Below are 12,724 nucleotides of genomic sequence, written 5' to 3'. Positions count from 1 at the left end.
GTTGCTCGTGGGTCAGTGAAGACGGTGCTGGCATGGAACTGCTCCCCGGATGGTCGGACTCATTTTCGGAGTCCAACTTCCGGGGAGCAGTTCACTCGCGGGGCGCGGCGCCGTCGTCGTGGCTGACGGAGTGGCTCAGGCGGGGTGCTGACCGCGGGTGACCTGTGGCTTGGGCAGGCGCAGGCGGCGGAACTGCAGCCCCCGCATGACGCCGTACATGCGGGTGCCGGGCTCGGGCGTGCCGAAGCGTGCCGTGAGGCCCCGCTTCACCTGGCGGGAGAGGATCACGCTGTCCACGATCACGAGGGCCACCACCGCGTAGAGGCTCAGCATGAGGATGATCTGGAACTGCTGCCCCGGCACGAGCATGAGCAGCAGGTAGAGGAAGACGATGGGCATGAGCCACTCGCCCACCCCGGTGCGGGCGTCCACGAGGTCGCGGACCCAGCGCTTCTGAGGGCCCCGGTCCCGTGCCGGAAGTCCGCGCTCATCCCCGGTCTCGAGGGCGACGCGCTGGCGCATGCGCTCCTGGCGTGCCGCGTCGCGCTGCGCCTTCTTCGCGGCCTGTCGGTCCGCTGGGACGAGGGGGCGGCGGCGAGCGGCCTCCTGGTCGCGGCGCCGCGGCGTGGGCGTGGACTTGCCCTGCGCGCGGTCGGCGCCGGTGTGGGCGGTCGAGCCGTGGGTGGCCGGGGCGGCCGGGGGCTCGGCGGACGGGGAGGACTTCCTGCGAGTGAACACCGAGCCAGTCTAGTGCGGCGGGGCCGTCGCTAGGCTGGGTGCATGACCGAACAGATCCCCGCCGCCTCCGCCGGCTCCGTGCCGCAGTCCCTCGACGCCGAGCTCGTGACCGCCGTCCGCGCCGCCGTGGACCGCCGCTTCCCGCAGACCCTCCAGACGCTGAAGGACCTCGTGGCCGTCCCGGGCATCGCCTGGGACTCCGCTCCCCGCGAGAACCTCGAACGCTCCGCCCAGGAGGTCGCCGACCTCCTCCGCGGGGCCGGGCTGCAGGGCGTCGAGGTCGTGACCGAGACGCGCGAGGACGGCCGGCCCGGCGGCCCCGCCGTGCTGGGCGAGCGCCCCGCCGCCGCTGACAAGCCCACCGTGTTGTTGTACGCCCACCACGACGTCCAGCCCCTCGGTGACGAGTCGCTCTGGGACACCCCGCCGCTCACGGCGACGGAGAAGGACGGGCGCCTCTACGGCCGCGGCGCGGCCGACGACAAGGCGGGGGTCATGGTCCACATGGCCGCCCTCGCCGCGCTGGACGAGGCCCTTCCCGACGCCGGCGTCGGCGTGCGCGTGTTCATCGAGGGGGAGGAGGAGGCCGGCTCTCCCACCTTCCGCCCCTTCCTGGAGAAGCACCGCGACCGCCTCGCCGCCGACGCGATCGTGGTGGCGGACTCCTCCAACTGGGCCGTGGGGGAGCCGGCGGTGACCACCTCGCTGCGGGGGCTCGTCGACGGCACCGTGACCGTGCGCGTGCTCGACCACGCCGTGCACTCCGGCATGTTCGGCGGCCCGGTCCTGGACGCCGTCGTCCTGCTCTCCCGCCTCGTCGCCACCCTGCACGACGAGCACGGCGCTGTGGCGGTGCCCGGCCTCGAGCCGCGCCACACGGCCTCCCTCGAGTACCCGGAGGACGTGTTCCGCGCCGACTCCGGGCTCCTGGACTCCGTGACCCTCGCCGGGACGGGCGCCCTCGCCGACCGACTGTGGAACGCCCCGGCCCTGAGCGTCATCGGGATCGACGTCCCGAGTGTGGCCCAGTCCTCGAACACGATGCAGCCGCAGGCGCGCGCCAAGTTCTCCCTGCGCCTCGGCCCCGGGATGGACCCTGCGGCGTCCTTCGCGGCGCTCAAGGAGCACCTCGAGGCGCAGTCCGCCGCGGTGCTCGGCGCGGAGATCACCGTGGAGGCGGGCGAGTTCGGCCAGCCCTTCTCCACCGACACCTCCGCGCCCCACGCGGCCGCCATGCTGGAGGCGCTCGGCGCGGCGTGGGGCGTGGAGCCCAAGGAGACCGGCCTCGGCGGGTCCATCCCGTTCACCGCCGACCTCAAGGAGGTCTTCCCGGAGGCGACGATCCTCATCACCGGCGTGGAGGACCCGGACTCCCGTGCACACTCCGCCAACGAGTCCCTGCACCTCGGGGACTTCCGCAACGCGATCGTGGCCGAGGCCCTCTGGCTCGCCGGCCTCTCCCGCTGAGAACCTGCAGCGGGAATGCCCCGCCGTCCGGCGTTGTTGAGCCGGACGACCCCACCGGCGTCGGCATCCCCGACGCCCCCACCCCCAACCAGGAGGTCAGGATGGCACTGTCCGCAGAGGAGACCGGCGTCGAGATCGGCGCCATCGAGAACGCCGCGGGCCTTCCCCCGCACGAGGTCGAGCTCACCGAGGTCGCCGCGAACAAGGTCCGCGCGCTGCTCGAGCAGGAGGGGTGCACCGACCTGCGCCTGCGCGTGGCCGTCCAGCCCGGCGGCTGCTCCGGCCTCATCTACCAGCTCTACTTCGACGAGCGCGTGCTCGAGGGCGACACCGTCCGCGACTACGACGGCGTCGAGGTCATCGTGGACAAGATGAGCGTGCCCTACCTCATGGGCGCCTCGATCGACTTCGAGGACACCATCTCGAAGCAGGGCTTCACCATCGACAACCCCAACGCCGGCGGCTCCTGCGCCTGCGGCGACTCCTTCCACTGATCCGAGGGCGACTCCGGGGACGCGCACGCGGCCCCCGCTGACCCGTGGACGACGTCGGGCCGGCTCCCCACCCGGGGAGCTGGCCCGACGTCGTCGTGATGAGGCGGCCAAGGGGCGATGCGCGGGGGAGACCGGCGGAATCCGCCCGTGTCACGGTGCGGCGATTGGGGCCCGGTCGGCTTAGACTGGCTCCTGAATCATCAGGGCATACCCGGCCCACCTGAAGGGAACCTGCGAAATCTCGCGGGAGTCCGTGGGACGGGGCGCTCATCGCACACGAGATGAAGAGGAAGGCCGTCTGTGAGAGCACACAATGACGCCGGACGTCGGACTCGCCGCCGCCTGAAGAGCGGGGCCGTCGGTGCCGCCGCACTGGTGGTGCTGACCGGCTGCTCCGCCGAGGTCCAGCAGGGCTGGATGCCCGGCACCCGGGAGACCACCAACCACAACGCCGAGCTGATCGATCTCTGGGTGAACTCCTGGATCGCCGCCCTGGTCATCGGCCTGCTCGCGTGGGGCGCGATGATCTGGTGCATGATCGCCTACCGGCGGCGCAAGAACGATCAGGGGTTCCCGAAGCAGACGGCCTACAACGTGCCGATCGAGACCATGTTCACCCTGATCCCGGTCCTGCTGGTCTTCACGCTGTGGGGCTTCAGCGACCGCGTCCAGGCCTCCGTGGACGAGCCCATCGACGACTCGCCGCTGACCGTCACCGTGTACGGCAAGCAGTGGTCTTGGGACTTCAACTACGAGTACGAGGGCCAGCAGGCCCACTACTCCGGCGTGCAGGCCCAGCTCAACGGCGAGGAGGGCGTCCGGGACACGCTGCCGACCCTCTACCTGCCCAAGGACGTGCCGGTGCACTTCGAGCTGAAGTCCCGCGACGTGGCGCACTCCTTCTGGATCCCGCAGTTCCTCCAGAAGCGCGACATGATCCCCGGCAAGACCAACCACCTGTACCTCACCCCGCAGGAGCTGGGCCGCTTCGACGGCAAGTGTGCCGAGCTCTGTGGCGAGTTCCACTCCGAGATGATGTTCAACGTGGAGGTCGTCGACGAGGCGGAGTTCACGCAGAAGCTCGACGAGATGGAGCCGGGCCTGGTGGGCGACGAGTACAACCGCAACCCGAACAACAACCCTGACGGCGCCCGGGAGATGGAGGTCGACCTCCAGACCCCCCGCGGTGGAGGTAACCACTGATGACCACTTACGAGTACGCAACGGATGAGGTGCGCACGCAGGCGCAGCCTCGTGTGGTGCCCCGTTCCCTGGGCAAGATCATCGTCAGCTGGCTGACGACCACGGACCACAAGACGCTCGGGTACATGTACCTGATCACGTCCTTCGTCTTCTTCTGCGTGGGCGGCGTCATGGCGCTCATGATCCGCGCCGAGCTCTTCGAGCCGGGCATGCAGATCCTGCAGACGAAGGAGCAGTACAACCAGCTGTTCACGATGCACGGCACCCTGATGCTGCTCATGTTCGCCACGCCGCTCTTCGTGGGCTTCGCGAACGTGCTGGTGCCGCTGCAGATCGGCGCCCCTGACGTCGCCTTCCCGCGACTGAACGCGCTGGCCTTCTGGTTCTTCCTGTTCGGCTCGCTCATCGCCACCGCCGGCTTCCTCACCCCCCAGGGCGCGGCCTCGTTCGGCTGGTTCGCGTACGCCCCGCTGTCGGACACCACGTTCTCGCCCGGCGTGGGCGGCGACCTCTGGGTCTTCGGCCTGGCGCTCCAGGGCTTCGGCACGATCATGGGCGGCGTCAACTTCATCACCACGATCCTGACGATGCGTGCCCCGGGCATGACGATGTGGCGCATGCCGATCTTCACCTGGAACACCCTCATCACGGGCATCCTGATCCTGATGGCGTTCCCGCCGCTGGCCTCGGCGCTCTTCGCGCTGGGCATGGACCGCCGCTTCGGCGGCCACATCTTCAACCCGGAGAACGGCGGTGCCATCCTGTGGCAGCACCTGTTCTGGTTCTTCGGCCACCCCGAGGTGTACATCATCGCGCTGCCGTTCTTCGGCATCGTCTCCGAGATCGTCCCGGTGTTCTCCCGCAAGCCGATCTTCGGCTACAAGTCGCTCGTCTTCGCGACGACGGCCATCGCGGCGCTCTCCGTGACCGTGTGGGCCCACCACATGTACGTGACCGGCTCCGTGCTGCTCCCGTTCTTCTCGGTGATGACCATGCTCATCGCGGTCCCCACCGGCGTGAAGTTCGTGAACTGGATCGGCACCATGTGGCGCGGTTCCATCACCTTCGAGAACCCCATGCTGTGGACCCTCGGCTTCATGGTGACCTTCCTCTTCGGCGGTCTGACGGGCGTCATCCTGGCGTCCCCGCCGATGGACTTCCAGGTCTCCGACACCTACTTCGTGGTGGCGCACTTCCACTACGTGATCTTCGGAACCGTGGTCTTCGCGATGTTCGCCGGCTTCTTCTTCTGGTGGCCCAAGTTCACCGGCAAGATGCTGAACGAGCGACTCGGCAAGATCCAGTTCTGGATGCTGTTCGTGGGCTTCCACGGCACCTTCCTCATCCAGCACTGGCTGGGCGTCACCGGCATGCCCCGCCGCTACGCGGACTACATGGTGGAGGACGGCTTCCAGGCGATGAACGCCTTCTCGACCGTCTTCTCCTTCGTCCTCGGCGCGTCGCTGATCCCGTTCTTCTGGAACGTGTACATCACCTCGCGCTTCGGCAAGAAGATCACCGTGGACGATCCGTGGGGCTTCGGCGCCTCGCTCGAGTGGGCGACCTCGTGCCCCCCGCCGCGCCACAACTTCCACTCGCTGCCGCGCATCCGCTCGGAGCGTCCGGCGCTGGACCTGCACCACCCGGAGCTGTCGGCGCACTCGCCGCAGCACGACACGGACACGGCATTCGGAGAGAGGGCACACCAGTGAAGGTCAGCGCGAACATCTTCTGGATCATCGGCGCATTCCTGATCGCCGTCGCCACCCTCTACGCCTTCTGGACCGAGTGGACCGAGTGGGCAGGCATCCCCGCCTTCTACGCCCTCGGCGCGATGAGCTGGATGATCGCCTGGTACCTCCGGTCCACCGACCGGAAGTACGGCCTGGGTCCCGCGGATGACGAGGACGGCGAGATCGCCGACTTCGCCGGCACCTACGGCACCTTCGCCCCCTGGAGCTGGTGGCCGCTGGGCCTCGGCATCGCCTGCGCGATCGTCGTGACCGGCCTCGCGGTCGGCTGGTGGGTGTTCTTCATCGGCGCCGGCCTGTCGATCTTCTTCCTCTACGGCTGGGTCTACGAGTTCTCCAAGGGCAAGTACGCCCACTGAGCTCGCCGACGCCGGCACGGGCCGCGGGCCGGATCTCCTCAGGGAGGTCCGGCCCGCGGCTTTTTCGCGTCCCGGTCGCACCAGGGAGCATTCCCCTGCAGTTCGTCCTCCTGATGCACTCCCACCCCCAGCCGTGAGGCCACGCGGCCAGCTGTCCTGACCGGACAGGTTGTTCGAGGACTCAGGCGAAGCGTCGGCGCGCAGCGCGGCGGGCGAGGTCGTCAGATCCGCACACTCACCCGACGCCCCTCTGCCGCGGCGAACAGCGACGCTGGGCGTCTTCATCGCGGCGGCGCTCCTCGTGGCTCTGGCTCCATGACACGGGGTCAGCACGACAATGCCGCATTGACGTCTCGGCATGACCGGTCGCCGCGGCCGAGGACGTCGCCGTCCAACGCGTCCTGTCGTACAACGGCGGCGCTTACCGCTCGCACCTGTGGCGTGGCACCTGCGGGGCCCTGTCGATCACCCCGGAGCGGACCCGCCCGTACCGTCCGCAGACCAACGGGACGGCAGTGCGCTTCCACCGCACCATGCCCGACGGATGGGCCTACGCCCGCTGCTGCACCAGCGTGCAAGAACGACGCGACGCACTTCCCGAACGGCTGCGCCAGTCCGACCACCGCCGCCCTCACACCGCGTGCGGCAGCCATCCGCCCTTCTCAGAATTGATCAGCGGCCCCGGTCAGGACAACGAGCGACCACGTCGCCGCCTCTCAGGCCCGTCCGCAGCGCACGAGGGTCGACCTCGGCACGCACCGTCGACGCGGTCGGCGCGCACCGTCGACGAGGTCGCCATGCATGCGCCCCTCGGTGATCCGTCCGGCGCCCGCGTCGTCCGTCACGACGGGCGCCCCTCGTCGAGCCGGGCAGACGCGGCGGCAGGCCGCCTGACGTCGTCCGCCAGGCGCCAGCGAGCAGTGCGAGGCATGACGAAAGGCCCCGCACACCGATCGGTGCGCGGGGCCCTTCCTGAGGGGATCAGCTCAGACTGCTCAGCGGCTGATCTCCGGGTTGGCGCCGCCGTCGTGCTCGGCGCCCTCGATCTGGTCCGCAGCGCCGTGGCCGCCGTGCAGGCGGGCCTCGACGAGCTCCGCGCGGGAGACGGGAGCGACGCGGTCCTGGTAGAACGCGCGGCTCAGGCCGGAGCGCACCTTCTCCATGCCGGAGACCTTGCCGTTGCGGCCCGGGGTGGCCGGGACCGGGCGGTGCTCGTCGAACGCGACCATGCGGTACATCTCGTAGTCCGTCAGCTGGCGGTGACGCTCGTGGAAGCCGCCGTCGGGGGACATCTCGATGACGCCGGCCTCGTGGCCGTGCAGGACGGTCTCCCGGTCCTTGCGCTGCAGGGATAGGCAGACGCGGCGCGTGATGAGGTAGGCGACCACCGGGCCGAGGAAGAACAGCGCGCGCAGGAAGTACGCGACGTCGTTCAGCGACAGGTGGAAGTGCGTCGCGATGAGGTCCGAGGAGGCCGCGGCCCACATCGTGCACCACATGGTCATGACGGCGACGCCGAACGCGGTGCGCGCCGGGGCGTTGCGCGGGCGGTCCAGGATGTGGTGCTCGCGGTCGTCACGGGTGATCCAGCGCTCGATCCAGGGCCACAGAATGAGGCCCACGAGGATCACGCCGACCGGGATCAGCGGCGCCAGGACGCCCATCGGGAGGGACACGGAGGAGCCCCACGGCATCGGGACGTTCCAGAGGAACGAATAGTCGCCGAGCATGCCGGGCATCAGGCGCAGGGCACCGTCGAACGGGCCGATGTACCAGTCCGGCTGGGTGCCCGCGGACACGGGGGAGGGATCGTACGGACCGTAGGTCCAGATGGCGTTGATTGTCACGGTGCCGGCGATGAGGGCCAGCACGCCGAACACGATGAAGAAGAAGCCGCCGGCCTTGGCCGCGTACACGGGGCCGACGGGGTAGCCGACCACGTTGTTCTCGGTGCGGCCGGGGCCGGGGTACTGCGTGTGCTTGTGCACGACCACCATGAACAGGTGGACGGCGATCAGCAGCAGGATGACGGCCGGCACGATCATGATGTGCAGCGCGTACAGGCGGCCGATGACCGAGTAGCCCGGGAACTCTCCGCCGAAGAGGAAGGCCGAGAGGTACGAGCCGACCAGGGGGAGGGCCTTGAGGATGCCGTCGATGATGCGCAGGCCGTTGCCGGAGAGCACGTCGTCGGGGAGGGAGTAGCCGGTGAAGCCGGCGGCCCAGCCGGCCATCAGCAGGAAGCAGCCGACGACCCAGTTCAGCTCACGCGGGCGACGGAACGCGCCGGTGAAGAAGATGCGGAGCATGTGCACGGACATGGAGGCCACGAACAGCAGGGCCGCCCAGTGGTGCAGCTGGCGCATGAAGAGGCCGCCGCGGATGTCGAAGGAGATGTCGAGGGCCGAGGCGTAGGCCGCGGACATCTCGATGCCGCGCATCGGGGCGTAGGCGCCGTCGTACGTGACGTGCGACATCGACGGATCGAAGAAGAACGTCAGGAACGCGCCGGACAGCAGCAGGATGACGAAGCTGTACAGCGCCACTTCGCCGAACATGAACGTCCAGTGGTCGGGGAAGATCTTGCGGCCGAAGAACTTGACGATGGGGGACATGCCCATGCGGGTGTCCACGAAGTTCGCGACGCGGCCGGTCGAGGTGGCCGGCTGGAACTCTTTCACTGCGGTGCTCATAGGTGTCAGCCACGCTCCCAGTAGACAGGCCCGACGGGCTCATGGAAATCACTCTGAGCGACGAGGAAGCCCTCGTCGTCCACGGAGATCGGCAGCTGCGGCAGCGCGTGGCTGGCAGGGCCGAAGATCGGCTTGCACTCCTGGGCCAGGTCGAAGGTCGACTGGTGGCAGGGGCAGAGCAGGTGGTGGGTGTGCTGCTCGTAGAGGGCGATCGGGCAGCCCACGTGCGTGCAGACCTTGGAGTAGGCGAAGATGCCGTCCACGTTCCAGTCCTCACGACCGGGGGAGATCTGCACCTTCGAGGGGTCGAGGCGCATGACGAGCACCACGGCCTTGGCCTTCTCGTTCAGCTTCCCGTGCTCGACCTCGTTGAGGCCCTCGGGGATCACGTGCATGGCGGAGCCCAGGGTGACGTCGGACGCCTTGATCGGCGAACCGGTGGGGTCACGGACGAGGCGGACGCCCTCGGCCCACATGGTGTGGCGCAGGCGCTCGGGGCCGAAGTTCTCCGCCGCGTTGTCGGCGAAGTTGTCCGTGTTGTCCAGGTCGCGGAAGACGGCGATGAAGGGCAGCGGGGCCAGGAGGATCGCACCGATCAGCGTGTTGCGCAGCAGCGGACGACGCTTGATCTGGGACTCGTCGATGATGTCCGTGATCATGCCGGTGGCGGCGACGCGGTCGGCCTCCGTGCGGATCTCGTGACGCTCCTCGACGGTCTCGTGGTCGGGCATGAGCGTCTTCGCCCAGTGCACGATGCCGATGCCGATGCCGAGCATCGCCAGTGCGGTGCCGAGGCCCAGCAGGAGGTTCTGCAGGAAGATCGTGGAGAACGCCTCGTTGTTGCCGATCTGACCGACGCCGAAGTAGCCGATGAAGAACAGCACCGTGCCGACGATGGAGATGAGGAACATGATCGAGACCTGGCGCTCAGCGCGCTTGGCGGCCTTCGGATCCTCATCGGCCAGACGCGGACGGTGCGGGGGAAGGCCCGGGTTCTCGATGGCGTACCGGGACGCGTCCGCCCCGGAGTGCTCGAGGGAGTCCGAGTGTCGCTCGGTCCCTTCGTAGCCTTTCTCGCCCATATGCCTGTTTCCTTTACTCGAGTGATGAATGACGATGACGGAGGACCGGTGCGCAGGGCGCCGGCGCGATCAGGAGGACCGGCTGGTCAGCCAGACCATGAAGCCGATGATGAGGGCCAGGCCGGCGGTCCAGATGAACAGGCCCTCGGCGACCGGGCCGAGTGAGCCGAGCTGCAGGCCGCCGGGGGAGCCGTTGTTCTCGATGGTCTTGAGGTAGGCGATGATGTCGCGCTTGTCCTCGGGCTTCAGGTTCGAGTCGGAGAACACGGGCATGTTCTGCGGGCCGGTCTCCATGGCCTCGTAGATGTGCTTCTCGGAGACGCCCTCGAGGGACGGGGCGTACTTGCCGCGGGTCAGGGCACCGCCGGCGGCTGCCGCGTTGTGGCACATGGCGCAGTTGATGCGGAACAGGTCGCCGCCCTTGGCGATGTTCACGTCCTCGTGGTCCTTGTCGAGGTACTGCTCCTCGGGCAGGGCCGGGCCGGTGCCGAGGGAGGCGACGTACGCGGCGAGCTGCGCGGTCTGCTCCTCGTTGAACTGGTTCGGCTTCACCATGGCCTGGGGGCCGTTCATCTGCATCGGCATGCGGCCGGTGCCCACCTGGAAGTCGACGGAGGCGGCGCCGACGCCGACGAGCGACGGGCCGGAGGGGCCGCCCGCGGCGCCGGTGCCGTGGCAGGAGGCACAGTTCGCGTTGAAGAGCTTCTCGCCCTCGGACAGATCGTCAGCCGAGGCGGCCGCGGTGACCTGCGTGGCCGCCTGCGCCTGATTCACGGTGCTGGCGACGGAGTACAGTCCGCCGGTCACCAGGAGTCCCAGCAGGAGGAGCGCCAGCCCCATCAGGGGGTGGCGTCGATTCTGCGAAAGTGCCTTCACGGGGTTTCCTATCGTGTGTCTTCCGGACCGGGTCTCATGCCCCCCGGCCCGTACCTCTTGTCAGGTGCTTGAGAACGGGGGCGTCTTACTTGAGGAAGTAGACGATGAAGAACAGGGCGATCCAGACGACGTCCACGAAGTGCCAGTAGTAGGACACCACGATCGCGGAGGTGGCCTCGTGATGGCCGAAGCGGCGGGCCAGGTAGGCGCGGCCGATGATGAGGAGGAATGCGACGAGGCCAGCGGTCACGTGGAGGGCGTGGAAGCCCGTGGTGATGTAGAAGGCCGAGCCGTAGGCGCTCGAGGCGATGGAGATCCCGTGGGACACCAGGGTGGCGTACTCGTACGCCTGCACCGAGACGAAGACGGCGCCCATGATGAACGTCAGGATGAACCACTCCACCATGCCCCACTTCGCGAAGGCGAAGGGGCCGCCCGTGCGGCGGGGCTGCAGGCGCTCGGCGGCGAGGACGCCGAACTGCGCGGTGACGGAGGAGAGCACCAGGATCACCGTGTTCACCGCGGCGAGCGGGACGTTCAGGAGCTGGGTGTTCTCCGCCCACAGCGCCGGGGAGGTGGAGCGCAGGGTGAAGTACATGGCGAAGAGCCCACCGAAGAACATGAGCTCGCTGGCGAGCCACACCATGGTCCCGACCTGGACCATGTTCGGCCGGCTCGGGAGGCCCGTGGTGGGCTGATGGAGAGTGGGGGTAGCAGTGGTCACCCAGTCATTATGGCCCCAAAGGCGGTGCAGGGGGTAAACCGAACCTATCGTGTCGCCCTCGCCGTCGGACGGGGTGGGGGCGGGTTCGGGGCCAGTCAGCGGGTGGCGGCCAGGAAATGTTCAGGTGCGGAACCCCTGTGGACGGGTATGTCGGCGCGTCTCCGGGTGTCGCGTGCGGCCTCGGCTCCGCCGGGCCGGCGTTAGAGTCGTCCGCGTGATGACTCGGACGACTTCTCCGGAGACCGGAACGACCACGTGGCCCGAGGTGTTCCGCGCGCTCATGCTCGGCCAGGACCTGGAGGACCACGCGGCGGGCTGGGCGATGGGCGAGATGATGTCCGGCGACGCCAGCGAGGGGCAGGTGGGTGCCTTCCTGCTTGCGCTGGCCGCCAAGGGCGTCACCGTGCCTGAGCTCCGCGGGCTCACCGATGTGATGGTCCGCCATGCCCGCCCCGTCCATGTGGAGGGGGAGACCCTGGACATCGTGGGCACGGGCGGTGACCGCCTCGGCACGGTGAACCTCTCCACGATGTCCTCGCTCGTCGCCGCCGGCTGCGGCGTGCGGATCGTCAAGCACGGGAATCGCGGTGCGTCCTCCACGGCGGGTGCCGCGGACGTGATCGAGGCCCTCGGCGTGGACCTGTCGATGCCGCGCGCCAAGGCGGAGGAGTGCGCGGAGGCCGTGGGCATCACGTTCCTCTTCGCCCAGCACTACCACCCCTCCATGAAGCACGTGGCGCCGGTCCGCAAGCAGCTGGGCGTCCCGACCGTCTTCAACTTCCTGGGCCCCCTCAGCAATCCGGCCCGGGTCACGGCGCAGGCGCTCGGCTGCTCGAGCGAGGTCATGGTCCCCCTGCTGGCGCAGGTGCTCGCGGACCGCGGCGTGCGGGGCTTCGTCTTCCGGGGCTCGGACGGCAGGGACAAGATCACCACCTCCGGGCCCTCCACCGTGATGGAGGTGCGCGGGGAGGTCACCGCTCATGAGCTGGATCCGCGCGAGCTCGGCATCGAGCTGACGTCCGTCGAGGCTCTGGCGGGCAGGGACGGGGCCCACAACGCCACGCTCGTCCGCGCGCTCCTCGCTGGGGAGAAGGGGCCGATCCGCGACGCCGTGCTCCTCAATGCCGCCGCCGGTCTCACCGCGGCCGACCCCGAGGCCGATGCTCCCCTGATGGACCGCCTCGCGGCCAACATGCGGCGCGCCGCTGAGTCCCTCGACTCCGGCGCCGCGGCCGACGTGCTGGATCGCTGGATCGAGTTCTCGCGGTCCTGAACGGCCTCAGTCGCCCTGGGCCAGGGTGGCGCCGGGCGCCTGGGAGCACATCCCGACGTCGGCG

The 12,724-nt window shown here is 69.0% G+C and carries 11 protein-coding genes and 1 pseudogene; 7 read left to right on the top strand and 5 right to left on the bottom strand.

Annotated features, from left to right (window positions below; genetic code table 11):
• Positions 1-135: 135 nt before the first annotated feature.
• The gene (locus tag AB0302_RS04245; RefSeq protein WP_366370612.1) at positions 136-738 is read right to left on the bottom strand and encodes a DUF3043 domain-containing protein; all 603 of its coding nucleotides are present in this window, start codon (positions 736-738) and stop codon (positions 136-138) included.
• Between the two features lie 42 nt (positions 739-780).
• Here AB0302_RS04245 and AB0302_RS04240 point away from each other — a divergent pair, with 42 nt between their 5' ends.
• The 6 genes and pseudogenes from AB0302_RS04240 to AB0302_RS04215 form a co-directional block, all read left to right on the top strand.
• Positions 781-2,205: a dipeptidase gene (locus AB0302_RS04240; RefSeq protein ID WP_366370611.1), complete on the top strand. Its 1,425-nt coding sequence runs from the start codon at positions 781-783 to the stop codon at positions 2,203-2,205.
• 101 nt (positions 2,206-2,306) lie between these two features.
• Entirely contained in the window at positions 2,307-2,699 is a 393-nt protein-coding gene (erpA, locus tag AB0302_RS04235) for an iron-sulfur cluster insertion protein ErpA (protein WP_366370610.1), read from the top strand.
• A gap of 300 nt (positions 2,700-2,999) precedes the next feature.
• Positions 3,000-3,902, top strand: coding sequence for a cytochrome c oxidase subunit II (gene coxB / locus AB0302_RS04230; protein WP_248115563.1), 903 nt, complete (start codon positions 3,000-3,002; stop codon positions 3,900-3,902).
• Complete coding sequence (gene ctaD / locus AB0302_RS04225) at positions 3,902-5,614, top strand: cytochrome c oxidase subunit I (protein ID WP_248115562.1); 1,713 nt, start codon at positions 3,902-3,904, stop codon at positions 5,612-5,614. Before coxB ends, ctaD begins: the two co-directional genes overlap by 1 nt.
• The gene (locus tag AB0302_RS04220) at positions 5,611-6,012 is read left to right on the top strand and encodes a cytochrome c oxidase subunit 4 (protein ID WP_248115561.1); all 402 of its coding nucleotides are present in this window, start codon (positions 5,611-5,613) and stop codon (positions 6,010-6,012) included. The genes ctaD and AB0302_RS04220 overlap by 4 nt, the downstream gene beginning before the upstream one ends.
• A gap of 383 nt (positions 6,013-6,395) precedes the next feature.
• Positions 6,396-6,683: pseudogene (locus tag AB0302_RS04215) on the top strand (integrase core domain-containing protein); the annotation flags it as partial.
• Between the two features lie 324 nt (positions 6,684-7,007).
• Here the strand turns inward: AB0302_RS04215 and AB0302_RS04210 are convergent.
• From AB0302_RS04210 to AB0302_RS04195, 4 genes are all read right to left on the bottom strand, one after another.
• The gene (locus AB0302_RS04210) at positions 7,008-8,705 is read right to left on the bottom strand and encodes a cytochrome bc complex cytochrome b subunit (protein ID WP_366370609.1); all 1,698 of its coding nucleotides are present in this window, start codon (positions 8,703-8,705) and stop codon (positions 7,008-7,010) included.
• Positions 8,706-8,710: 5 nt separating this feature from the next.
• Positions 8,711-9,787 (bottom strand): Rieske 2Fe-2S domain-containing protein, encoded by a 1,077-nt coding sequence (locus AB0302_RS04205; protein ID WP_248115559.1) that lies wholly within the window; start codon positions 9,785-9,787, stop codon positions 8,711-8,713.
• Between the two features lie 69 nt (positions 9,788-9,856).
• Entirely contained in the window at positions 9,857-10,663 is an 807-nt protein-coding gene (locus tag AB0302_RS04200) for a cytochrome c (RefSeq protein WP_298710989.1), read from the bottom strand.
• Between the two features lie 85 nt (positions 10,664-10,748).
• Positions 10,749-11,327 carry a heme-copper oxidase subunit III gene (locus AB0302_RS04195; RefSeq protein WP_319074361.1) on the bottom strand — a complete coding sequence of 193 codons (579 nt, stop codon included), beginning with the start codon at positions 11,325-11,327 and terminating at the stop codon, positions 10,749-10,751.
• 277 nt (positions 11,328-11,604) lie between these two features.
• Here AB0302_RS04195 and trpD point away from each other — a divergent pair, with 277 nt between their 5' ends.
• Entirely contained in the window at positions 11,605-12,660 is a 1,056-nt protein-coding gene (gene trpD, locus AB0302_RS04190; RefSeq protein WP_366370608.1) for an anthranilate phosphoribosyltransferase, read from the top strand.
• Positions 12,661-12,724: the final 64 nt, after the last annotated feature.

It is taken from the genome of Micrococcus sp. NPDC078436 (assembly GCF_040702705.1).
Taxonomy (GTDB): domain Bacteria; phylum Actinomycetota; class Actinomycetes; order Actinomycetales; family Micrococcaceae; genus Micrococcus.
This window is presented reverse-complemented; position numbering and strand designations above follow the sequence as displayed.